The 22,419-nt window shown below is 71.6% G+C and carries 19 protein-coding genes; 5 read left to right on the forward strand and 14 right to left on the reverse strand.

Translation table 11 applies throughout. The features are described 5' to 3' along the window. Window positions 1-254: 254 nt before the first annotated feature. The 7 genes from truB to rimP form a co-directional block, all read right to left on the reverse strand. Window positions 255-1,160: a tRNA pseudouridine(55) synthase TruB gene (gene truB / locus ACIGXJ_RS30285; RefSeq protein WP_399652023.1), complete on the reverse strand. Its 906-nt coding sequence runs from the start codon at window positions 1,158-1,160 to the stop codon at window positions 255-257. Then, a complete protein-coding gene (gene rbfA, locus ACIGXJ_RS30290; protein ID WP_399652026.1) occupies window positions 1,157-1,615 on the reverse strand; it encodes a 30S ribosome-binding factor RbfA in 459 nt (152 codons plus the stop codon). The genes truB and rbfA overlap by 4 nt, the downstream gene beginning before the upstream one ends. Window positions 1,616-1,650: 35 nt before the next feature. After that, a complete protein-coding gene (locus ACIGXJ_RS30295; RefSeq protein WP_399652029.1) occupies window positions 1,651-1,944 on the reverse strand; it encodes a DUF503 domain-containing protein in 294 nt (97 codons plus the stop codon). Window positions 1,945-2,083: 139 nt separating this feature from the next. Continuing rightward, window positions 2,084-5,155 carry a translation initiation factor IF-2 gene (infB, locus tag ACIGXJ_RS30300; protein ID WP_399652031.1) on the reverse strand — a complete coding sequence of 1,024 codons (3,072 nt, stop codon included), beginning with the start codon at window positions 5,153-5,155 and terminating at the stop codon, window positions 2,084-2,086. 147 nt (window positions 5,156-5,302) lie between these two features. After that, entirely contained in the window at window positions 5,303-5,599 is a 297-nt protein-coding gene (locus ACIGXJ_RS30305) for a YlxR family protein (RefSeq protein ID WP_399652034.1), read from the reverse strand. 90 nt (window positions 5,600-5,689) lie between these two features. Next, window positions 5,690-6,676, reverse strand: coding sequence for a transcription termination factor NusA (gene nusA / locus ACIGXJ_RS30310; protein ID WP_399652037.1), 987 nt, complete (start codon window positions 6,674-6,676; stop codon window positions 5,690-5,692). 2 nt (window positions 6,677-6,678) lie between these two features. After that, window positions 6,679-7,188 (reverse strand): ribosome maturation factor RimP, encoded by a 510-nt coding sequence (gene rimP, locus ACIGXJ_RS30315; RefSeq protein ID WP_399652039.1) that lies wholly within the window; start codon window positions 7,186-7,188, stop codon window positions 6,679-6,681. Window positions 7,189-7,395: 207 nt separating this feature from the next. On the opposite strand from rimP, the gene ACIGXJ_RS30320 reads away from it, so the two are divergent. The 3 genes from ACIGXJ_RS30320 to ACIGXJ_RS30330 are packed head-to-tail and all read left to right on the forward strand — an operon-like array spanning window position 7,396 to window position 9,289. After that, window positions 7,396-7,908, forward strand: coding sequence for a hypothetical protein (locus tag ACIGXJ_RS30320; protein ID WP_399652042.1), 513 nt, complete (start codon window positions 7,396-7,398; stop codon window positions 7,906-7,908). Continuing rightward, on the forward strand, window positions 7,905-8,363 hold the full coding sequence (locus ACIGXJ_RS30325) for a ferritin-like domain-containing protein (RefSeq protein WP_399652044.1): 459 nt from the start codon (window positions 7,905-7,907) through the stop codon (window positions 8,361-8,363). The genes ACIGXJ_RS30320 and ACIGXJ_RS30325 overlap by 4 nt, the downstream gene beginning before the upstream one ends. A gap of 26 nt (window positions 8,364-8,389) precedes the next feature. Next, a complete protein-coding gene (locus ACIGXJ_RS30330; RefSeq protein WP_399652047.1) occupies window positions 8,390-9,289 on the forward strand; it encodes an aminoglycoside phosphotransferase family protein in 900 nt (299 codons plus the stop codon). A 64-nt stretch (window positions 9,290-9,353) separates the two neighbouring features. Here ACIGXJ_RS30330 and ACIGXJ_RS30335 read toward each other — a convergent pair whose 3' ends face one another. The 7 genes from ACIGXJ_RS30335 to ACIGXJ_RS30365 form a co-directional block, all read right to left on the reverse strand. Continuing rightward, window positions 9,354-11,054: a proline--tRNA ligase gene (locus ACIGXJ_RS30335; protein WP_399652050.1), complete on the reverse strand. Its 1,701-nt coding sequence runs from the start codon at window positions 11,052-11,054 to the stop codon at window positions 9,354-9,356. Between the two features lie 73 nt (window positions 11,055-11,127). Continuing rightward, a complete protein-coding gene (locus ACIGXJ_RS30340) occupies window positions 11,128-11,658 on the reverse strand; it encodes a GNAT family N-acetyltransferase (protein ID WP_399652053.1) in 531 nt (176 codons plus the stop codon). A gap of 17 nt (window positions 11,659-11,675) precedes the next feature. After that, a complete protein-coding gene (locus ACIGXJ_RS30345; RefSeq protein WP_399652055.1) occupies window positions 11,676-12,524 on the reverse strand; it encodes a GNAT family N-acetyltransferase in 849 nt (282 codons plus the stop codon). Window positions 12,525-12,697: 173 nt separating this feature from the next. Further along, complete coding sequence (gene ispG / locus ACIGXJ_RS30350; protein ID WP_399652057.1) at window positions 12,698-13,855, reverse strand: flavodoxin-dependent (E)-4-hydroxy-3-methylbut-2-enyl-diphosphate synthase; 1,158 nt, start codon at window positions 13,853-13,855, stop codon at window positions 12,698-12,700. Between the two features lie 170 nt (window positions 13,856-14,025). Then, complete coding sequence (locus ACIGXJ_RS30355; RefSeq protein WP_399652606.1) at window positions 14,026-15,318, reverse strand: M50 family metallopeptidase; 1,293 nt, start codon at window positions 15,316-15,318, stop codon at window positions 14,026-14,028. Between the two features lie 8 nt (window positions 15,319-15,326). Further along, on the reverse strand, window positions 15,327-16,583 hold the full coding sequence (gene dxr / locus ACIGXJ_RS30360; protein ID WP_399652060.1) for a 1-deoxy-D-xylulose-5-phosphate reductoisomerase: 1,257 nt from the start codon (window positions 16,581-16,583) through the stop codon (window positions 15,327-15,329). 154 nt (window positions 16,584-16,737) lie between these two features. After that, on the reverse strand, window positions 16,738-18,669 hold the full coding sequence (locus ACIGXJ_RS30365) for an acyl-CoA dehydrogenase family protein (protein ID WP_399652063.1): 1,932 nt from the start codon (window positions 18,667-18,669) through the stop codon (window positions 16,738-16,740). A 258-nt stretch (window positions 18,670-18,927) separates the two neighbouring features. Between ACIGXJ_RS30365 and ACIGXJ_RS30370 the strand changes: the two genes are divergently transcribed. Both ACIGXJ_RS30370 and ACIGXJ_RS30375 read left to right on the forward strand, forming a co-directional pair. Beyond that, window positions 18,928-19,941 carry a LacI family DNA-binding transcriptional regulator gene (locus ACIGXJ_RS30370; protein ID WP_399652065.1) on the forward strand — a complete coding sequence of 338 codons (1,014 nt, stop codon included), beginning with the start codon at window positions 18,928-18,930 and terminating at the stop codon, window positions 19,939-19,941. Between the two features lie 418 nt (window positions 19,942-20,359). Further along, window positions 20,360-22,402 (forward strand): TIM-barrel domain-containing protein, encoded by a 2,043-nt coding sequence (locus tag ACIGXJ_RS30375; RefSeq protein WP_399652068.1) that lies wholly within the window; start codon window positions 20,360-20,362, stop codon window positions 22,400-22,402. Window positions 22,403-22,419: the final 17 nt, after the last annotated feature.

The following is a 22,419-nucleotide window of genomic DNA, read 5'->3' on the forward strand; positions in this document are numbered from 1 at the left end:
GGCACGCATTCCCGCTGCGCCCCCGAAGGCGGGCCCTGCTCCCGACGGTAGGCGCGCGGTGATCAGGGGGACAGATCGCGCGGTGAACGCGCCCCCCCGCACTCCGTCGGTTCACTCCGAGCGCCTGCCCGGACGGGTGAATGGACGGGGCCGGCTGGATAGACCCTTGGGGTGGGGGAACCGAGGGGGACCGTGGAGCGGCGTTCGGAGGACGCCCCGTGACCGCCGCTCCACGGGCGGACACCGAACCGGTGTCAGCCGAAGACCGCCAGGCTCTTCGCCTTGCCCTTGTGCGCCTCCACGAGCGCCAGGAACCGCCCCTCGGGGTCGAACACGGCGACGGCCCCGGCGCCCGCGTACTCGTCCGGCATCTCCAGGCGTACGCCGTTGACGAGCAGCCGGGCCCGCCTGGTGTCGATGTCCCAGCGGGGGAACGCCGCCGTGGCGGCCTCGGCGATGGGCATCACCGTCAGCTCCTGCTGGAGCTGGTCCAGCGTCTTCGCCGCGTCCAGCTTGTACGGCCCCACCCGGGTGCGGCGCAGGGCGGTGAGGTGGCCGCCGACGCCGAGGTCGGCACCCAGGTCGCGGGCGAGGGCCCGGATGTAGGTGCCGGAGGAGCAGGTCACCGACACCACCAGGTCCAGGACGGGCGTGCCGTCCTCGGCGACCGCGTCGCGGACGTCGTACACCGTGAAGGACGAGACGGTGACCGGGCGGGCGGGGATCTCGAAGTCCTCGCCCTCGCGCGCCCGCTTGTAGGAGCGCACGCCGTCGATCTTGATGGCGCTGACCTTGGACGGCACCTGCATGATGTCGCCGGTGAGCTTGGCGATGCCCGCGTCGACGGCCTCCCGGGTGACCTTCGAGGCGTCGGCCGACCCCGTGATCTCGCCCTCGGCGTCGTCCGTGACGGTCGTCTGGCCCAGCCGGACGGTGCCCAGGTACTCCTTCTCGGTCAGCGCGAGGTGCCCGAGGAGCTTGGTGGCGCGCTCCACGCCGAGGACGAGGACGCCCGTGGCCATGGGGTCGAGCGTGCCGGCGTGGCCGACGCGGCGGGTGCGGGCGATGCCGCGCATCTTGGCGACGACGTCGTGCGAAGTGAAGCCCGACGGCTTGTCGACGATGACGAGGCCGTCGGGCGTGGTGTGCTTCTGGGTCATTCGGCGGCGTCGTCCGTCTCTTCGGCGGCGTCGTCGTCCGGCTTCTTGTACGGGTCCGCCTCACCGGCGTACCGGGCGCCGGCCGAGACCTCGCGCACCTTCGCGTCGGACTGCCGCGCCTTGTCGAGGAGGTCCTCGATGGTCTTGGCGGTGTCGGGCAGGGCGTCGGCGACGAACGTCAGCGTCGGGGTGAACTTCACGCCCGCCGCAGCACCGACCGCGCTGCGGAGCACGCCCTTGGCGCTCTCCAGGCCGGCGGCCGCCGCCTTGCGCTCCTCCTCGTCCCCGTACACGGTGTAGAAGACGGTCGCCTCCCGCAGATCCCCGGTGACCCGGGTGTCCGTGATGGTGACGTGCGAGCCGAGCCGCGGGTCCTTGATCCCGCGCTGCAGCTTCTGGGCCACCACCTCTCGGATGAGGTCCGCCAGCCTTTTAGCCCGCGCGTTGTCGGCCACTGGTCCGTCTCCTTAAGAGTTTCTTGCTTCTTGCTTCAGTCTTCGTCGCTGTGGAGCCTGCGTCGAACCGAGAGCAGCTCCACCTCGGGCCGCCCGGCGACCAGCCGCTCGCAGCGGTCCAGTACGTCGCTGAGGTGCCCGGTGTCCCCCGAGACGAGCGCCAGCCCGATCTCGGCCCTGCGGTGGAGGTCCTGGTGGCCCGTCTCCGCCGCGCTCACTCCGTACTTGCGCTGGAGTTCGGCGACGATCGGACGGACCAGGGAGCGCTTCTCCTTGAGCGAGTGGACGTCGCCGAGGAGCAGATCGAAGGACAGAGTCCCCACATACATGTGTGCCCGGATGTCCCGCCGGTTCGGGGTACGGGCGCCGGGCTGAGAGTGCCGGCGCCGATACGGGAACCGTACACGCAACGGCCGGGGCCGATCGACGGAAATAACTCCCGCCGACCGGCCCCGGTCGCGTGTCAGGTCACGCGCGCGGCTTCTCGCGCATCTCGTACGTCGCGATGACGTCGTCGACCTTGATGTCGTTGAAGTTTCCGAGGTTGATACCACCCTCGTAGCCCTCGCGGATCTCGGTGACGTCGTCCTTGAAGCGACGCAGGCCCTCGATGTTGAGGTTCTCCGCGACGACCTTGCCGTCGCGGATGAGGCGCGCCTTGGTGTTGCGCTTGACCTCGCCCGACCGGATGAGCACACCGGCGATGTTGCCCAGCTTGGACGACTTGAAGACCTCGCGGATCTCCGCCGTACCGAGCTCGACCTCTTCGTACTCCGGCTTGAGCATGCCCTTGAGGGCCGCCTCGATCTCCTCGATCGCCTGGTAGATGACCGAGTAGTAGCGGACGTCCACACCCTCGCGCTCGGCCATCTGCGCCGCGCGGCCGGCCGCGCGGACGTTGAAGCCGATCACGATGGCGTCGGAGCCCATCGCCAGGTCGATGTCGGACTCCGTGACCGCACCGACACCACGGTGCAGGACGCGGATGTCGACCTCTTCGCCGACGTCCAGCTGGAGCAGCGAGGACTCGAGGGCCTCGACCGAACCGGAGGCGTCACCCTTGATGATCAGGTTCAGCTGCTGGACCTCGCCGGCCTTCAGGACCTTGTCCAGGTCCTCCAGCGAGACACGGCGCGTGCGCTTGGCGAAGGCCGCGTTGCGCTCGCGGGCGGCGCGCTTCTCGGCGATCTGACGGGCCGTACGGTCCTCGTCGACCACCAGGAAGTTGTCGCCCGCACCCGGGACGTTGGTCAGGCCCAGGACCTGGACCGGCGTCGACGGGCCGGCCTCGGCGACGTTGTTGCCGTTGTCGTCGAGCATGGCGCGGACGCGACCGTAGGCGTCGCCCACGACCATCGTGTCGCCGACCCGCAGGGTGCCTCGCTGGACGAGGACCGTCGCCACGGCACCGCGGCCGCGGTCGAGGCGGGACTCGATCGAGATGCCCTGCGCGTCCTGGTTCGGGTTGGCCCGCAGGTCGAGCGAGGCGTCGGCCGTGAGGATCACGGCCTCCAGCAGCGAGTCGATGTGCAGACCCTGCTTGGCGGAGATGTCGACGAACATGGTGTCGCCGCCGTACTCCTCGGCCACCAGGCCGTACTCGGTCAGCTGACCGCGCACCTTGGTCGGGTCGGCGCCCTCGACGTCGATCTTGTTGACCGCGACGACGATCGGCACGTCGGCCGCCTTGGCGTGGTTGAGCGCCTCGACCGTCTGCGGCATGACGCCGTCGTTGGCCGCGACGACCAGGATCGCGATGTCGGTCGACTTCGCACCACGGGCACGCATGGCGGTGAACGCCTCGTGACCCGGGGTGTCGATGAAGGTGATCTTGCGCTCTTCGTCGTTGACCTCGGTCGCGACCTGGTAGGCACCGATGTGCTGGGTGATGCCGCCGGCCTCGCCCGCGATGACGTTCGTCTTGCGGATGGCGTCGAGCAGTCGGGTCTTACCGTGGTCGACGTGACCCATGACGGTGACGACCGGCGGGCGGACCACCAGGTCCTCCTCGTCGCCCTCGTCCTCGCCGAACTCGATGTCGAAGGACTCGAGCAGCTCGCGGTCCTCCTCCTCCGGGCTGACGATCTGAACCTCGTAGTTCATCTCGCCGGCGAGGAGCTGGAGGGTCTCGTCGGAGACGGACTGGGTCGCGGTGACCATCTCGCCGAGGTTCATCATGACCGCGACGAGCGACGCCGGGTTGGCGTTGATCTTCTCCGCGAAGTCGGTGAGCGACGCGCCGCGGGAGAGACGGATGGTCTCGCCGTTGCCGCGCGGCAGCATCACGCCGCCGACGCTCGGGGCCTGCATGGCCTCGTACTCCTGGCGCCTCTGCCGCTTCGACTTGCGACCGCGACGCGCGGGACCACCGGGACGGCCGAAGGCGCCCTGCGTGCCACCACGGCCACCCGGACCACCGGGACGACCGCCGAAGCCGGGACGGCCACCGCCGCCACCGCCGGGACCACCGGGACGGCCGCCGAAGCCGCCGCCACCGCCACCGGGACCGGCAGGACGGCCGGCGAAGCCGCCGCCACCGCCACCCGGACGGCCGGCGAAGCCGCCGCCGCCCGGACGACCGCCGCCACCGCCACCGGGACGACCGCCGCCACCGGGACCACGGCCACCGGGGCCGCCGCCGGGACGCGGGCCCGCAGCGGGACGCTGCGGCATCATGCCGGGGTTGGGACGCGGGCCGCCGGGACCGCCGCCGGGACGGGGACCGCCCTGCGGACGGGGCATCGAGCCCGGCGTCGGACGGGAACCGCCCGGAGCCTGCGGACGCGGACCGCCGCCCTGGGCGCCGGGCGCCTGCGGACGGGGACCGGCGCCGCCGGGGGCACCGGGGCCGCCGGGACGCGGGGCACCCTGCGGGCGCGGAGCCTGCGGGCGGGCCATACCGGCGTTGCCGCCGGAGGTGAAGGGGTTGTTGCCCGGGCGCGGACCGGCCGGACGGGCACCGCCGGGACGCGGGGCCTGGCCGCCGGGACGGCGGTCGCCCTGACCCGGACGGGACGCCTGGCCCTGACCGGGAGCCGGACGGCCGCCGGGCTTCGGGGCGCCGGGACGGGCCGCGGGGCGCGGAGCCTGGTCGGCGGCCGGGGCCTGTGCGGCGGGGGCCGGGGCGGACGGCGGAGCGGTGAACTCCGGGGCCGCCGGGGCCGGACGCGGCGCGGGCTTCGGGCCCGGCGTCGGACGCGGGCCGGGGGTGGCCGGCGCGGAGGCGGCCGGGGCCGCCGGGGCGGCGGGCGCCTGGGCCGCGGGCCTGGGGGCGGCCGGCCGCGGAGCAGCCGGACGTGCCGCCTGCGCCGGGGACGGCGCGGGGGCGGGCTTGGGGGCTGCCTTCCTCGGGGCGGCGGGCTTGGCGGACTTGCCGCTGCCACCACCCTGGAAGGCGTCAGTCAGTTTGCGTACAACAGGCGCCTCGATCGTCGAGGATGCCGATCGGACGAATTCACCGAGTTCCTGGAGCTTGGCCATGACGACCTTGCTCTCCACACCGAACTCCTTGGCGAGTTCGTATACCCGGACCTTAGCCACTTCGCTCCTTTGAGGTCCGGGTTGCGGCCGGACCGTCGCTAGTTCATGGGCGTACTCATCGCGTACTCATCGAGTGCTCATCGCAATCTCGACCTGCTTTCGACTCGCGAGGTACCAGACCGCACGGGGGGTTCCGTACGGCGCTTCTTACGGTGTTGCCTCCTCGGCAACTGTCGACTGCTCGACGTATCGGCGCAACGCCTTTGTGTCGAGCGCTCCCGGGGCGCGCAGTGCCCGCGTGAACGCCCGGCGGCGGACCGCCTGGTCGAGACAGACGAGGGCGGGGTGCACATACGCACCCCGGCCGGGCAGCGTACCGCGTGGATCAGGGACGCACTCGCCCTCGATCGCCACGATGCGCAGCAGACCGGTCTTGGCCGTTCGCTCCCGGCACCCCACACAGGTGCGTTCAGGGCATGATCGGGCGTGCGTCCGGCCAGACACAGTTAAGTCTACCTCCCCGTGCCGACCTCACCCTTTTGGGGCAAGAATCGAACGGTTGTTGTCGTGATCTCAGCGGCGTACGGCTGGGATCTATTCCCCGGGCTGCTCGGTGTCGGGGCGGATGTCGATCCGCCAGCCGGTCAGCCGGGCGGCGAGCCGGGCGTTCTGGCCCTCCTTGCCGATGGCCAGCGACAGCTGGTAGTCCGGCACGGTCACCCGCGCGGAGCGGGCCGCCATGTCCACGACCTCGACCTTGGAGACCCGGGCCGGGGACAGCGCGTTGGCCACCATCTCCGCGGGGTCGTCCGACCAGTCGACGATGTCGATCTTCTCGCCGTTCAGCTCGCCCATGACATTGCGCACCCGGCCGCCCATGGGGCCGATGCAGGCGCCCTTGGCGTTCAGGCCCGAACGGGTGGACCGTACGGCGATCTTGGTGCGGTGACCGGCCTCACGCGCGATGGCGGCGATCTCCACCGAGCCGTCGGCGATCTCCGGCACCTCCAGGGCGAAGAGCTTCTTCACCAGATTGGGGTGCGTGCGCGAAAGGGTGACGGACGGACCGCGCACCCCCTTCGCCACCCGGACGACGTACGACCGCAGGCGCATGCCGTGCGGGTACGTCTCGCCCGGCACCTGCTCCTGCACCGGCAGGATCGCCTCGAGCTTGCCGATGTCGACGAGCACGTTCTTCGGGTCGCGGCCCTGCTGGACCACACCGGTGACGATGTCGCCCTCGCGGCCGGCGTACTCGCCGAGCGTCGCGTCGTCCTCGGCGTCGCGCAGCCGCTGCAGGATCACCTGCTTGGCGGTGGTGGCGGCGATACGGCCGAACCCGGACGGGGTGTCGTCGAACTCGCGGGCCTCCTGGCCCGGCTCGAGGTCCTCGGGGTCCTCCTTCGCCCACACGGTCACATGCCCGGTCTCCCGGTTGAGCTCCACGCGCGCGTGTCGGCGGCTTCCCTCGGTGCGGTGGTAGGCGATGAGGAGGGCCGACTCGATCGCCTCGACCAGCAGGTCGAAGGAGATCTCCTTCTCCCTGACCAAGCCCCGCAGGGCGCTCATGTCGATGTCCACGGCTACGCCTCCTCCTCTTCCTTCATGTCCTTCTTGTCCTTGCGGTTGAACTCGACCTGCACCCGCGCCCTGTCGAACTCGGAGAAGCCGAGCCGGCGGCTGGTGGCCTTGCGGCCCTTCACACCGGGGACCTCGACGTCCAGACCGTCCTCGTCGACGCCGAGGATCCTGGCGATCAGCTCGCCGCCCTCGGTCAGCTGGAACTTCACGAGCCGGTCGACGGCGCGCACGAAGTGCCGGTGCTCGGTGAGGAGGCGCTCCGCGCCGGGGGTTCCGACCTCCAGGTCGTAGGCCGCGTCACCCATCGCGTCGGTCTCGTCGAGCTTCGCCGAGAGCGCACGGCTCACATCGGCGATCGCGTCGAGGTCGGCACCCTCGTCGGAGTCCACGACCACGCGCAGCACACGCTTGCGGCCGACCGAGTCGACGGCGATCTCTTCCAGATCGAGGCCTTGGGAGGTGACGAGCGGCTCCAGAAGTTCTCGCAGCCTCTCGCTCTGGGTGGTGCTCATCCGGGTGACTCCTCGGCCGCGTGTGCTGTTGTGGGTTGGGGCGCGTGTCAGGTCAAAGGGTATCCGGTCCGGGGGTGTGTTGCCGTCCACGGCCGGCCGGGGTGCCTTCCGGCCGGGGTACCCGCGCTGAGCCGGTTACCCGTGTCCCGCTCGTTCACGGGTACCGTGATCACGACTGTTCGTACGAATTCCCCGAGGATCACTGCCGTGCCGTTCTCCCCGTCGCCGCGTATCCCCTCGGGGGTGCGAAGAAGGACCCTGTTCGCCTCGGCCGCCGGTGGGCTGCTCGTGGCCGGCTGCAGTTCCGGTTCCGAGGACCGGGACTCGGCCACCGGGGGCGCTCCGGCCGCCGGGGAGCGGGCACGCGTGCGTGCCGCCGCCGACAGCGCCGCCCTGGTCGAGCGGTACGACGCCGTGCTCGCGGCCCACCCCGCGCTGGCCGGCCGGATCCGGCCGCTGAGGGAGGAGACCGCACGCCATGTGGCCGCCTTCGGAGGCGTACGGCGCTCCCCTCGGCCCTCCGCGCCGGCACCCGCTCCCGCCACGCCCGAGGCCGCCCTCGCCGGGCTGGCCGCCGCCGAGCGGGAGCTCGCCGACCGGCGGGCCGAGGCCTTGCTGGAGGTGCCCGGGGAGCTGGCGCGGCTGCTGGCGTCCGTGGCCGCGGCCGGTGCGGGGCACGCGTACCTGCTGACCCTGAAGCCGACGGAGGGCGACGTATGAGCGAGAAGGCCGGGCCCGAGCTGACCGCGCTCCAGGCGGCGCTGGCCGCCGAGCACGCGGTGGTCTACGGCTACGGGGTCGTCGGCGCCCGGATCCCCGAGGGGCGCCGAGCCGAGGCACGGACGGCCTACGACGCCCATCGCAGCCGGCGCGACGGCCTGGCGCGTGAGGTGCGGGACCTGGGCGGGGAGCCGGTCGCGGCGGCGGCCGGGTACGTGCTGCCGTTCCCGGTGGGCGACCCGGACTCCGCGGTGCGGCTCGCCGCCGAGCTGGAGGAGCGGGTGGCCGGGGTCTACTCCGACCTGGTGCGGGCGTCGGCCGGCGAGCGGCGGGCCGCTGCCGCGCGGGCGCTGCGGGAGGCCGCGGTGCGTGCGGTGCGCTGGCGCGGCGGGAGCGTAGCCTTCCCTGGGCTCGCCGAGCGCTCCTCCGGGACCTCGGCCGCGCCTACGGGGTGACGGTCACGGGAAAGGACAACTCGCGCATGGCTTTCGAACCGCCGCGGCGTCTGGTCAGGGCGCTCGGTGAGAGCGCGCCGGACGGTGACGACTGGTTGGAGAGGCTCCCCGAGACGCTCGACCGGGCCGTCGCGCTACGCGAGTTGACCGTGGACCGGGTCCAGGTGCCCGGGGGCCGCAGCAGCCTGGTGGTGCTCGTGCGGCGGGCCGACGGGACGCCCGCGGTGCTGAAGCTGGCTCCGCCGCGGGCACGGCCCGGGAGCGAGCGGGCCGCGCTGGCGCACTGGGCCGGGCGGGGCACCGTACAGCTGCTCGACGAGGAAGGGACGGAGGGGGTGCTGCTGCTGGAGCGGCTGCATCCGGACGTCTCGGTGCGGTCGCTGCCCGAGGCGAAGGCGCTGCTGGAGGCGGCGGGGACGCTGCGCAGGCTGTGGGTGGAGCCGCCGCAGGGGCACGCCTTCGCGACGGTCGCCGAGCGGACCGGGCGGCAGGCGCGGGCCATGCGGGCGAGCGCGGACGCCGACGCCGAGCTGGTGCCGCTGGTCGACGCGGCGCTCGCGGTGCGCGAGGAGCTGGTGGCGGCGCCGCCGGAGCACCTGCTGCTGCACGGCACGTTCCGGCAGTCCAAGGTCCTCGCGGCCGAGCGGATGCCGTGGCTGGCCGTCGGGCCCGACCCGCTGGTCGGCGAGTGCGCGTTCGACCTGGCCCGGCTGGTCAGGGACCGCGTGGAGGACCTGATCGCCACCCCGTCGGGCGCTGCGACGACCCGGCGCCGGGTGAAGCGGCTCGCGGAGTCGCTGGACGTGGACCAGGAGCGGCTGCGGGGCTGGACCCTGTTCCGGGCCGTGGAGTCGGGTGTGCGGGCGCGCCGGGTGGGGCGGCCCCAGGACGCGGAGCTGCTGCTGGAGTTCGCGAGCTGGCTGTGAGACGCCGAAGGTGCGGGTCCCCCGCCCGGGAAGAACCCCGGGGGACCCGCACCTTCGCCGTGTCCTACGCGGTCAGGCGCGCCACGGCCTCCTCGACCGTCAGCTCCTCGCGCTCACCGGTCCTGCGGTCCTTGAGCTCGACGACGCCCTCGCCGGCGCGGCGGCCCGCGACGAGGATCTTCGGTACGCCGATCAGCTCCGAGTCGGTGAACTTCACGCCCGGGGACACCCCGGCGCGGTCGTCGACCAGGACGCGCAGGCCGGCCGCGGCCAGCTTGTCGGAGACGTCCAGGGCGAGTTCGGTCTGCAGGGCCTTGCCCGCGGCGACGACGTGGACGTCGGCCGGGGCGACCTCGGCGGGCCAGCACAGGCCCTTGTCGTCGGCGGTCTGCTCGGCGAGGGCGGCGACCGCGCGGGAGACGCCGATGCCGTAGGAGCCCATGGTGACGCGGACCGGCTTGCCGTTCTGGCCGAGGACGTCCAGCTTGAGGGCGTCGGCGTACTTGCGGCCCAGCTGGAAGATGTGGCCGATCTCGATGGCGCGGTCCAGCTTGAGGCCGGTGCCGCACTTCGGGCAGGGGTCGCCGTCCTGGACGACCACGACGTCGACGTACTCGTCGACCGCGAAGTCACGGCCCGCGACGACGTTCTTCGCGTGCATGCCCTCCTTGTTGGCACCGGTGATCCAGGAGGTGCCGGGGGCCACGCGCGGGTCGGCGATGTACTTCACCTTGTCCAGGCCCTGCGGGCCGACGTAGCCGCGGACCAGGTCGCGGCGCTCGGCGAAGTCGGCCTCGGTGACCATCTCGACGGTGGCGGGCGCGAAATGGGCCTCGACCTTGTCCATGTCGACCTCGCGGTCGCCGGGCACGCCCACGGCGACGATCTCGCCGTCGACCTTCACCAGGAGGTTCTTCAGCGTGGCGGAGGCGGGGACGCCGAGGGAGGCGGCCAGGGTCTCGATGGTGGGGGTGTCCGGGGTGGGGATGTCCTCGGCGGCGGGCACGGCCGAGCCGTCGACCGGCTTCACCTCGTAGCTGATCGCCTCGGTGTTCGCCGCGAAGTCGCCGTTCGGGCAGTTGGCGAAGGTGTCCTCGCCGGCCTCGGCCGGGGCGAGGAACTCCTCCGACTTGGAGCCGCCCATCGCGCCGGCGGTCGCGGCGACGATGCGGTAGTCCAGGCCGAGGCGCTCGAACACGCGCTGGTAGGCCTCGCGGTGCAGGGCGTAGGACTTGGCCAGGCCCTCGTCCTCCAGGTCGAAGGAGTACGAGTCCTTCATCAGGAACTCTCGCCCGCGCAGGATGCCGGCCCGGGGGCGGGCCTCGTCGCGGAACTTCGTCTGGATCTGGTACAGGATCACCGGCAGGTCCTTGTAGGACGAGCACTGGTCCTTCACCAGCAGGGTGAAGATCTCCTCGTGGGTCGGGCCGAGGAGGTAGTCGCCGCCCTTGCGGTCCTTCAGACGGAACAGCTCGGCGCCGTACTCGTCCCAGCGGCCGGTCGCCTCGTACGGCTCACGCGGCAGCAGCGCGGGCAGGGAGACCTCCTGGGCGCCGATGGCGTCCATCTCCTCGCGGACGATGCGCTCGACGTTGGCGAGGACCTTCTTGCCGAGCGGCAGCCAGCTCCAGATGCCGGCGGCCGTGCGGCGGACGTAGCCGGCGCGGACGAGGAGCTTGTGGCTGAGGACCTCGGCGTCCGCCGGGTCGTCGCGCAGGGTCTTCGCCATCAACTGGGACATGCGCTGGACCGGTGCGTTGGCCATGGTTCTCGTACTCCTGCCGGGTAAGGGTGATGGCTAGGAGGTTAGCCGGGGGGTGGGGGGCTGCGGAAATCGGTTAGCGGCGGCGCAGCGGGAGGGGGGCGCCCATCACGGCGTACGGCTTCGGCGCGCTCGGGAAGTGGACGCGGCGGGCCAGGTCGACGTAGCCGAGGGAGTGGTAGAGGCCGCGGGCGGGGCTGTCGGTGTCGATCGCCGAGAGGATGGAGCGGGGCTCGGTCGCGCTGTCGGTGATCGTGGTGATCAGGGTGCGGCCGATGCCGCGGTTCTGGTGCGCCGGGTGGACGTGGAGTTCGGTGATGACGAAGGAGTCGTCGAGCCAGGTGTCGTTGCCCTCGGCGCGGAGGTAGGGCTCCACCACGGTGGACCACCAGTGGGTGCGGTCGTTGGGCATGCCGTAGACGAATCCCACGAGTTGGCCCCGGCTGGTCGCGCCCAGCGCTCTCGCGCCCGGGTACGTCATGTGGCGCAGCACGATCTGCCGGCGGACCGCCACCTCGTCGGGGTGCAGGTCGAAGGCGACCGCCTGGACCGCGAGGGCCTCGTCGACGTGGGCTGCGAGGTCCAGGGGGCCGATGGCGAGGTCCATGCCGGGAGCCTACAGCGCTAGAAGAGCACGCTCATGAACGATCCGACCTCTTCGAAGCCGACCCTCTTGTACGTCCTTCTGGCCGCCGTGTTGAAGTCGTTGACGTAGAGGCTGACCACGGGGGCCACGTCCGCCAGGGCGTAGCCGAGGACCGCTGCCATGCCCGGTGCGGCCAGGCCCTTGCCGCGGTACTCGGGGGCCACCCAGACGCCCTGGATCTGGCAGGCGCGGTCGGTGGCGGCGCCGATCTCGGCCTTGAACACGACCTTGCCGTGGTCGTCCAGGCGGGCGAAGGAGCGGCCGGTGCCGACGAGTTCGGCGACGCGGGCCTGGTAGAGCAGACCGCCGTCGCCGGCCAGCGGGGAGACGCCGACCTCCTCGGTGAACATGGCGACGCAGGCCGGCATGATCGTCTCCATCTCGTCCTTGCGGACGCGCCGGACGTACGGGTCCGGGGTGATGTCGGCCGGCATGCGGTCGGTGACCATCAGGGGCTGGCGGGCGCGGACGTCGCGGGCCGGGCCCCAGTGGGGTTCGAGCAGCCGCCACAGCTCGGCGGTCTGCTCCGCCGGGCCGACGATCGAGGAGCAGCGGCGGCCCGCCCTTCTCGCCCGGTCGGCGAAGGCCCGGATCGCGCGCGGGGTGGCGCAGAGGGGGACGAGGTTGGCGCCCGCGTAGCACAGCGACGTGAGCATGCCGTCCTCGTACCAGCCCCACATCTCGCCGCCCAGGCGCCAGGGGTCCAGGCCGGCGACCTGGACCCGGGAGGTCACGAAGGCGTTCGCCACGGGTTCTCTGTCGAGGACTGCGAGTGCGGCGTCCAGGTCACTCGGTTCGAGGACCCGGGAGGTGGTCTGGGTCAACACGTGCGGGCCTCATCGTGGGGTTCTGCTGGTCTCCGCACTATAGCTGCGCTGCTTGTGCAGCGCGCCTTCCAGCTCGGCCGGTGCTGTGCGTCGGCGGCTTTCCCCTGCGTCGTGGCTTGTCGGGCGGTTCCCCGCGCCCCTCGGGTACGTACCCTGCGGGGCATCCCGGAAGCTCAGCCGGCCACCGACACCGACGGCTCGCCGGACGGGACGCCCTCGTCCTGCATCTGCTCGGCGATCTTCATCGCCTCCTCGATGAGGGTCTCCACGATCTTGGACTCGGGGACGGTCTTGATGACCTCGCCCTTGACGAAGATCTGGCCCTTGCCGTTGCCGGAGGCGACGCCGAGGTCGGCCTCGCGGGCCTCGCCGGGGCCGTTGACGACGCAGCCCATGACGGCGACGCGGAGCGGGACCTCCATGCCGGTCAGGCCGGCGGTGACCTCTTCGGCGAGCTTGTAGACGTCGACCTGGGCGCGGCCGCAGGACGGGCAGGAGACGATCTCCAGGCCGCGCTGCTTGAGGTTGAGGGACTCCAGGATCTGGTTGCCGACCTTGACCTCCTCGACCGGCGGCGCGGAGAGGGAGACGCGGATGGTGTCGCCGATGCCCTGGGAGAGCAGGGCGCCGAAGGCGACGGCCGACTTGATCGTGCCCTGGAAGGCGGGGCCGGCCTCGGTGACGCCGAGGTGCAGGGGGTAGTCGCACTGGGCGGCGAGCTGGCGGTAGGCCTCGATCATCACGACCGGGTCGTTGTGCTTGACCGAGATCTTGATGTCGCGGAAGTCGTGCTCCTCGAAGAGGGACGCCTCCCACAGGGCGGACTCGACGAGGGCCTCCGGGGTGGCCTTGCCGTACTTCTGGAGCAGGCGGCGGTCGAGGGAGCCGGCGTTGACGCCGATGCGGATCGGAGTGCCGTGGTCCTTGGCGGCCTTGGCGATCTCCTTGACCTTGTCGTCGAACTGCTTGATGTTGCCGGGGTTCACCCGGACCGCCGCGCAGCCCGCCTCGATCGCCGCGAAGACGTACTTCGGCTGGAAGTGGATGTCGGCGATGACCGGGATCTGGGACTTGCGGGCGATGGTCGGCAGCGCGTCGGCGTCGTCCTGCGTGGGGCAGGCGACCCGGACGATCTGGCAGCCGGACGCGGTCAGCTCGGCGATCTGCTGGAGGGTGGCGCCGATGTCGGACGTACGGGTCGTCGTCATGGACTGGACCGAGACCGGGGCGTCGCCGCCGACCGCGACGGAGCCGACCTGGATCTGCCGGCTCTTGCGGCGCTCGGCGATCTTGGTCGGAACGGACGGCATGCCGAGAGAAATCGCAGTCATCTGCTGTGCAACCCCAAGTCGTGGATCAAGGTCCGGACCCGTATCTGCGGCGGGCTCCAGGCTTCGAGATTACGGCACATGGCCCCGGAGGCTCACATCCCGCCCGGTAAAGACACCCGATGGGGGCGGCCGGGCACACAGTGTGCCCGGCCGCCGTGAACCACCGGTGGCTAGGAGATGCGCACCGGGTTGACCACGTCCGCGATCAGCACCAGGACGGTGAAGCAGACGAAGATCCCGGCGACCACATAGGCGACCGGCATCAGCTTCGCCACGTCGAACGGGCCCGGGTCCGGGCGGCGCAGCACCCGGGCGGTGCCCCGGCGCAGCGACTCCCACAGGGCGCCCGCGATATGGCCGCCGTCCAGCGGCAGCAGCGGGAGCATGTTGAACAGGAACAGCGACAGGTTGAAACCGGCCAGCAGGAACACGAACATGGCGAGCTGCTGGGAGGCCGGGATGTCGAGGGTGGCGATCTCGCCGCCGACCCGGGCCGCACCGACGATGCCCATCGGGGAGTCCTGCTCGCGCGGTCCGTCGCCGAAGGCGGCGTCCCACAGGGCCGGGATCTTCGAGGGCAGGGCGACGAGGGAGTCGACCGCGTCGCCGACCCGGTCCCCCATCCAGGTCATGGAGTCGCCGAAGCCCAGGGTCTCGACCCCTTCGGCGGCGCTGAAGCCGAGGAAGCCGGCCTTGATGTACTCGCCCTGGACGTAGGCGCCGCTGGAGTCCTTCTTGGTGACCAGGTTGGTGGCGATCTTCGCGTGCAGGGTGACCTCCTGCCCCTTGCGGTCGACGACGATCGCCACCTCCTTTCCGGCGCTGTCGCGGATCAGGTCGGAGAGGGTGTTCCAGTCGTCGGTGCGGTGTCCGTCGAAGGCGACGATCTTGTCGCCGGCCTTCATGCCCGCGGCCTCGGCCGGGGAGGCCGGATCGGACTTCTTGCACTCGTCGCGCTTCTCCGTCTGCGCGATGACGCACGGGGAGACCGAGCTGACGGTGGTGGTCTGCTGCTGGATGCCGAAGCCCATCAGCACCGAGAGGAACAGGCCGAAGGCGAGGACCAGGTTCATGAACGGGCCCGCGAACATCACGATGACCCGCTTCCACGGCTTGCGCGTGTAGAAGAGGCGGTCCTCGTCACCCGGCCGCAGCTCCTCGAAGGCGGCCGAGCGGGCGTCCTCGATCATGCCGCGCCAGGGCGAGGTGGAGCGGGCCTCCAGCTTGCCGTCGGCGCCGGGCGGGAACATGCCGATCATGCGGATGTAGCCGCCGAACGGGATCGCCTTGACGCCGTACTCGGTCTCGCCCTTCTTCCGCGACCAGATGGTCGGGCCGAAGCCGACCATGTACTGCGGCACGCGGATGCCGAACAGTTTGGCCGTGGACAGGTGGCCCAGCTCGTGCCACGCGATCGAGAAGAGCAGGCCGACCGCGAAGACCACTATGCCGAGGATGAACATCAGGGTCGTCATGCACGGGCCTCCGCCGTCTGTGCCGTCAGTTCCCGGGCCCGGGTGCGCGCCCAGGTCTCCGCTTCGAGGACGTCCGACACGGTCAGCGAAGTTCCCGCGCTCGGGGTGCCGTGCTCCTCGACGACCCGGGTGACGGTCTCCATGATCCCGTTGAAGGGCAGCGCGCCGGCCCGGAAGGTCTCCACGCACTCCTCGTTGGCGGCATTGAACACCGCCGGGGCGGTGCCCGCGAGCTCGCCCACGTGCCGGGCGAGGTTCACCGACGGGAAGGCGTCGTCGTCGAGCGGGAAGAACTCCCACGTCGAGGCCGTGCTCCAGTCGAAGGCGGGCGCCGCGTCGGGCACGCGCTCCGGCCAGCCCAGGCCGATGGCGATGGGGCCGCGCATGTCGGGGGGCGTGGCCTGCGCCAGGGTCGATCCGTCCGTGAACTCCACCATCGAGTGAACATACGACTGAGGGTGGACGACGACCTCAATGCGGTCGAAGGGAATGTCGTAGAGCAGGTGTGCCTCGATGACCTCCAGGCCCTTGTTGACGAGGGTCGCGGAGTTGATCGTGATCACCGGGCCCATCGCCCAGGTGGGGTGGGCGAGGGCGTCCTCCACGGTGACGTGCGCGAGCTGTTCCTTCGTACGGCCGCGGAAGGGGCCGCCGGAAGCGGTGACGACGAGCTTGCGGACGTCTGCGCGGGTGCCGGCGGCGAGGGCCTGGAAGAGCGCGGCGTGCTCGGAGTCGACCGGGATGATCTGGCCGGGCTTGGCGCGCTCCTTGACCAGCGGGCCGCCGACGATGAGCGACTCCTTGTTGGCGAGCGCGAGGGTGCGGCCCGCCTCCAGCGCGGCCAGGGTCGGGGCGAGGCCGATGGACCCGGTGATGCCGTTGAGGACGGTGTGGCAGTCGGAGGCGGCCAGCTGCGTGGCCGCCTCGGCTCCCGCCAGGATCTCGGGCAGCGGCTCCCCCGCCCCGTACTCGGCGGCCAGCGCCTCGCGCAGCGCCGGTACGACGTCCTCGCGGGCCACCGCGACCGTACGCACCCGCAGGCGGCGGGCCTGCTCGGCCAGCAGGGCCACCCGGCCGCCGTTGGCGGACAGGGCGGTCACCCGGAAGCGGTCGGGGTTGCGCAGGACGAGGTCGATGGCCTGCGTGCCGATCGAACCGGTGGACCCGAGGATCACCACGTCCTTGGGGCCGTCTCCCACGACGGGGTCGTACACGAGATGCGGATCGGCAAGGGGGGCTGGGCTGTCGCTCATGCCCCCCATTCTTCCCGTAGTCCGACCCCGGATGTGTTCACGGGGTGGTGTCGCGTGTGCTCATGCAGTGGCGCGCCGGAACTTCTCCCACCGGGCGTCGACGACCTCCTGCGGTACCCGGCCGAAGTCCTCCATCCCGAGCGTGCCGGCCGGGTCAGCGGATCGAGCGGTGGACGTTTTCCCTGGTCGGGGGGCCGGGGGTGGCGTCTGCGATCCATGGGCCGTCGTCGGACGGGTCGAGGACGCCCTCCTCCAGCCAGGTGTAGGTGCCCGACAGGACGCCCTTGACGACCTGGCGGTCGATGTCGTCGGTGTTGGTCCACAGGCGGTCGAAGAGGGTGTCGACGCGCAGGCGGGCCTGGCGGCAGAAGGTGTCGGCGAGCTGGTAGGCCTCGCGGCCGTGGTCGCCCTGGCCGCGCAGCAGCTCGGCGCGGACGCAGGCGGCGCTCATGGCGAACAGTTCGGCGCCGATGTCGACGATCCGGCCGAGGAAGCCCTGCTTGGTCTCCATGCGGCCCTGCCAGCGGGACATGGCGTAGAAGGTGGAGCGGGCCAGTTTGCGGGCGTGGCGCTCGACGTAGCGGAGGTGGCCGGAGAGGTCGACCTCGTGGCGGAACTCGCCGTAGGAAACGGGCAACTGGCCCGCTCCGGCGACCAGCTTCGGCAGCCACTTGGCGTAGAAGACGCCCGCGCTCGCGCCCGCCCTCGCCTTGTCGGACAGGGACTTGTCGGGGTCGATGAGGTCGCCGGCCACCGACAGGTGGGCGTCGACGGCCTCGCGGGCGATGAGCAGGTGCATGATCTCGGTGGAGCCCTCGAAGATGCGGTTGATGCGCAGGTCGCGCAGCATCTGCTCGGCGGGCACGGCACGCTCGCCGCGGGCGCGCAGCGACGCGGCGGTCTCGAAGCCGCGGCCGCCGCGGATCTGGACGAGTTCGTCGGCCATCAGCCAGGCCATCTCGGAGCCGTAGAGCTTGGCGAGGGCGGCCTCGATGCGGATGTCGTTGCGGTCCTCGTCGGCCATCTGGGAGGACAGGTCGAGGACTGCTTCGAGGGCGAAGGTGGTCGCCGCGATGAACGCGATCTTCGAACCGACGGCCTCGTGCAGGGCGACCGGCTTGCCCCACTGCTCGCGGACGCCGGACCACTCGCGGGCGATCTTCAGGCACCACTTGCCGGCGCCCGCACACATCGCGGGCAACGACAGACGGCCGGTGTTGAGGGTGGTCAGGGCGATCTTGAGGCCGGCGCCCTCGGGGCCGATGCGGTTGCCCGCGGGGACCCGGACCCGGTGGAAGCGGGTGACGCCGTTCTCGATGCCGCGCAGGCCCATGAAGGCGTTGCGGTTCTCGACGGTGACGCCCTCGGAGGCGGACTCCACGACGAAGGCGGTGATGCCGCCGGGATGGCCCTCCGACTTCGGCACCCGTGCCATGACGACGAGCAGGTCGGCGATCACACCGTTGGTGGTCCAGAGCTTCACCCCGTCGATGACGTACTCGTCGCCGTCCGGCACGGCCGTCGTGGCCAGCCGGGCCGGGTCGGAGCCGACGTCCGGCTCGGTGAGCAGGAAGGCGGAGATGTCGGTGCGGGCGCAGCGCGGCAGGAAGGCGTCCTTCTGCTCCTGGGTGCCGAAGATCTTCAGCGGCTGGGGCACGCCGATGGACTGGTGGGCGCTGAGCAGCGCGCCGACCGCCGGGCTGACCGAGCCGACCAGGGCGAGGGCCTTGTTGTAGTACACCTGGGTGAGGCCGAGGCCGCCGTACTTGGGGTCGATCTTCATGCCGAGCGCGCCGAGCTCCTTGAGGCCGTCGACGACCTCGTCGGGGATGCGGGCGTCGCGCTCGATGACCTCCGGGTCGATCTCGGTCTCGCAGAAGTCGCGGAGCTTGGCGAGGAACTCCTCGCCGCGCTGGGCGTCCTCGGCGGCGGGGAGCGGGTGGGGGTGGATGAGGTCGAGGCGGAAGCGGCCGAGGAACAGTTCCTTGGCGAAGCTGGGCTTGTGCCAGTCCTGTTCCCGGGCCGCCTCCGCGACCTGGCGGGCCTCACGCTCGGTGACGTTGCGTGGGGGCGTTGCTGCGGTCATGAGGCTCACCTCGCCGCGAAGAGGGATCAAGGGGACCTTGCGTTACCGATCGGTGCTACCGGATCGTTCGTACCCGAAAGCGGACGCCCCCACCAGTCCTCGCGCGGCCGTTCAGCCGATACGGACGGAAAACGGCTGTCGAAGCGCTTCGACTAGCTATGGACACCCACTCCCGCTGGGGCTACTGTCGAACCACCCTCACTCGCCCTTGTTCACCTTGCGCACTGTCGAAGCGCTTCACAAAGCTTGGAGAGCTGGATGGTCACCCTCGCCGAGGTCGCCCAGCACGCCGGAGTGTCGGCGAGCACGGTGAGCTATGTCCTCAGCGGCAAGCGGTCCATCTCCGCCACCACCCGGCAGCGGGTCGAGCAGAGCATCCGGGAGCTGGGCTACCACCCGAACGCCGGGGCCCGCGCCCTGGCCGGCAAGCGGTCCAACATCATCGCGCTGATGATCCCGCTGCGGACCGACATGTACGTGCCGGTGATGATGGAGATCGCCATCGCGGTCGCCACCACCGCCCGCACCCATGGCTACGACGTGCTGCTGCTGACCGGCGAGGAGGGCCCCGACGCGGTGCGCCGGGTCACCGGCAGCGGGCTCGCCGACGCGATGATCCTGATGGACGTCGAGCTGGACGACGAGCGGCTGCCGTTGCTGCGCGGCACCGACCAGCCGTCCGTGCTCATCGGGCTGCCGGCCGACACCGAGGGCCTGACCTGCGTGGACCTGGACTGGACCGCGACGGGCGCGCTGTGCGTGGAGCAGCTGGCCACGCTCGGCCACCGCGACATCGCCGTCATCGGCGAGGCCCCCGCGGTCTACGAGCGGCACACCGGCTTCGCCGAGCGCACCCTGGACGGACTGCGCTCCCGCTCCAGGGAGCTGGGCGTACGGCTGCTGCACCGGCCGTGCGAGGGCGGGTACGACGCGATGGCCTCCACGCTCGCCCGGGTCTTCGACGAACGCCCCGGCACCACCGCCTTCGTCGTGCAGAACGAGTCGGCCGTCGAGCCGCTCCTCGCACTGCTGCGCCAGCAGGGCCGGGCCGTGCCCGAGGACGTGTCGGTGATCGCGGTCTGCCCGGACCAGGTCGCCACGCAGGCCTCGGTGCGGCTGACGTCCGTCGCCATCCCCGCCCAGGAGATGGGGCGGCACGCGGTGGAGCGGCTGGTGGCCAAGCTGGACGGGCGCCAGGGCGACGAAGTGGTGCTGCTCGCACCCGAGTTGACGGTCCGGGCGAGTTCGGGTCCGGCACCCGCTGCGTCCTGACGCCTCCGCCGCCTTCCGGACCCGCGGGCTTCCGGACCCGCGGGCTTCCGGACCGGCGGGCTTCCGGACCGGCGGGCTTCCGGACCCGCGCCGCGCCTGCCGAACTCGCGATCTTCCGGATCGCGATCTTCCGGATCGCGATCTCCCTCCGAATACGCGGTTCCCCGGATCCGCGAACTGCTGACGCCCCTGCGACCTTCCGGCACTCCTGCGATCTTCCGGAACTCCTGCGACCTTCCGGCACTCCTGAAACTTCCTGCCCCCCGCGACCTTCCGCCCCCGCGACTTCCTCCACCTCCCCCCTTCCCCCGCAACTCCCCGACCCCCGCCACTCCCTCCCGCCAGCGCCGTCCCGGCCCCCTGCACATGTCCGCCCCGTCCCGTTCGGGGCACCCCCATGTCCTCAGGAGCACGCCACGTGAATCAGCCTGCCGAAATCCAGTCCAAGGTCAGCCTCGCGCAGTCCTCCCCCACCGTAGGTACGTTCCGTGAGCGCGGCGGGGCGCTGGAGTGGAGCGGCCGCCAGGAGACCGTGCGGGTCGAGCCCTGGGGGCCGGACGCGGTCCGGGTGCGTGCCCGGCTCGGCGGGCCGGTCCTGGAGGGGCTCCCCGGCGCCCTGCTCGACGAGGCCCCGGCCACGTCGTCGAGCGTGAAGACCGAGGAGGGCCGGGGCCGGCTGACCGTCGGCGCCCTCACCGTCGACATCGACGCCGAGGGCATGATCCGGTTCCTGCGCACGGACGACTCCACCGAGCTGCTCGCCGAGGAACGCGCCCACTTCTGGTGGCCCGGTCCCCGGCTGTACACGGCCGTCGGCAACGGCCATCACCGCCTCGAACAGCGGTTCGCCGCCTACGAGGGCGAGAGGCTGTACGGCCTGGGCCAGCACCAGCACGGCCGGCTCGACCAGAAGGGCCTGGTCCTGGACCTGGTGCAGCGCAACGCCGAGGTGGGCATCCCGGTGCTGACCTCCAGCCGCGGCTACACCCTGCTGTGGAACAACCCGGCGATCGGCCGGGTGGAGCTGGCGCACAACGGCACCCGCTGGGTCGCCGACTCGGCCCGCCAGATCGACTACTGGATCACCGCGGGCACCCCCGCCGACGCCCAGCGCCGCTACAGCGCGGTCACCGGCCGTACGCCGATGCTGCCGGAGTGGGCGGCCGGCTTCTGGCAGTGCAAGCTGCGCTACCGCACCCAGGACGAACTCCTCGGCGTGGCCAGGGAGTACAAGCGCCGCGGCCTGCCGCTGGACGTGATCGTCTGCGACTTCTTCCACTGGACCCACCTCGGCGAGTGGAAGTTCGACCCGAAGGAGTGGCCGGACCCGGCGGCGATGGTCCGCGAACTCGACGAGCTGGGCGTCGAGCTGGTGGTGAGCGTGTGGCCCTCGGTGTCGCCGCTGAGCGAGAACCACCCGGTCATGGAGCAGCGCGGCTACTTCATCGGCACCCAGTACGGCCCGCTCGCGCACGCCGACTGGCCGGACAAGGAGGTCGCCTCGACGGTCCAGGTCGCCTTCTACGACGCCACCAACCCGGACGCCCGGGAGTTCGTGTGGTCCAGGATCCGGGACAACTACCTCCGTCCCTACGGCATCAAGGCCTTCTGGCTGGACGCCTGCGAGCCCGAGCTGAAGCCCGGCTTCCAGGAGAACCTGCGCTACTGGGCGGGCCCCGGCCTGGAGGTCGGCAACCTCTACCCGGCGGAGAACGCCCGCACCTTCCACGAAGGGCTGCTCGCGGAGGGCGAGTCGGAGATCATCACCCTCAACCGCTCGGCGTGGGCGGGCAGTCAGCGCTACGGCGCCGCCCTGTGGTCGGGTGACATCGGCACCGACTTCGCGACGCTGCGCCGCCAGATCGCGGCCGGCCTCAACACCGCGCTGTCCGGCATCCCGTGGTGGAACACCGACATCGGCGGCTTCCACGGCGGTGACCCGGACGACCCGGACTACCGGGAGGTGATGGTCCGCTGGTTCCAGTTCGGCGCGCTGTCCCCGCTGATGCGCCTGCACGGCTTCCGCGAGCCGGGCATGCCGCTGGGCCCGGAGATGACGGGCGGCCCGAACGAGGTGTGGTCGTACGGCGAGGAGACCGGGGCCGTCCTGGAGCGGTACCTGCGGCTGCGCGAGCGGCTCAAGCCGTACGTCCTGAAGGTCATGCGGGAGGCCCATGAGGAGGGGCTGCCGGTGATGCGGCCGCTGTTCCTGGAGTTCCCCGGCGACCCGGCGGCCTGGCAGGTGGACGACGCCTATCTGTTCGGGCGGGACCTGCTGGTCGCCCCGGTGCTGACCGCGGGTGCGACGGCCCGGACGGCCTACCTTCCGGCGGGCGCGCGCTGGACGGACGCCTGGACGGGTGCGGCGTACGAGGGCGGTACGACGGTGACGGTGGACGCCCCGCTGGAGCGCATCCCGCTCTTCCTGCGGGACGGCGCCCAGCTGCCGATCGCCGGATGAGACGCGTGCGGCCGGTC

It is taken from the genome of Streptomyces sp. NPDC053367 (assembly GCF_044545925.1).
GTDB lineage: Bacteria > Actinomycetota > Actinomycetes > Streptomycetales > Streptomycetaceae > Streptomyces.

Bases quoted from the DNA above. Each gene is read 5' to 3' on its own strand.
- rimP (WP_399652039.1), bottom strand. From the start codon at position 7,188: ATGAGCACCACCCAGAGCGAGAGGCTGCGAGAACTTCTGGAGCCGCTC.
- ACIGXJ_RS30370 (WP_399652065.1), top strand. From the start codon at position 18,928: ATGGTCACCCTCGCCGAGGTCGCCCAGCACGCCGGAGTGTCGGCGAGC.
- dxr (WP_399652060.1), bottom strand. From the start codon at position 16,583: ATGAGCGACAGCCCAGCCCCCCTTGCCGATCCGCATCTCGTGTACGAC.
- ACIGXJ_RS30340 (WP_399652053.1), bottom strand. From the start codon at position 11,658: ATGGACCTCGCCATCGGCCCCCTGGACCTCGCAGCCCACGTCGACGAG.
- ACIGXJ_RS30335 (WP_399652050.1), bottom strand. From the start codon at position 11,054: ATGGCCAACGCACCGGTCCAGCGCATGTCCCAGTTGATGGCGAAGACC.
- ispG (WP_399652057.1), bottom strand. From the start codon at position 13,855: ATGACTGCGATTTCTCTCGGCATGCCGTCCGTTCCGACCAAGATCGCC.
- ACIGXJ_RS30355 (WP_399652606.1), bottom strand. From the start codon at position 15,318: ATGTTCATCCTCGGCATAGTGGTCTTCGCGGTCGGCCTGCTCTTCTCG.
- truB (WP_399652023.1), bottom strand. From the start codon at position 1,160: ATGACCCAGAAGCACACCACGCCCGACGGCCTCGTCATCGTCGACAAG.
- ACIGXJ_RS30365 (WP_399652063.1), bottom strand. From the start codon at position 18,669: ATGACCGCAGCAACGCCCCCACGCAACGTCACCGAGCGTGAGGCCCGC.
- ACIGXJ_RS30330 (WP_399652047.1), top strand. From the start codon at position 8,390: ATGGCTTTCGAACCGCCGCGGCGTCTGGTCAGGGCGCTCGGTGAGAGC.
- ACIGXJ_RS30325 (WP_399652044.1), top strand. From the start codon at position 7,905: ATGAGCGAGAAGGCCGGGCCCGAGCTGACCGCGCTCCAGGCGGCGCTG.
- ACIGXJ_RS30295 (WP_399652029.1), bottom strand. From the start codon at position 1,944: ATGTATGTGGGGACTCTGTCCTTCGATCTGCTCCTCGGCGACGTCCAC.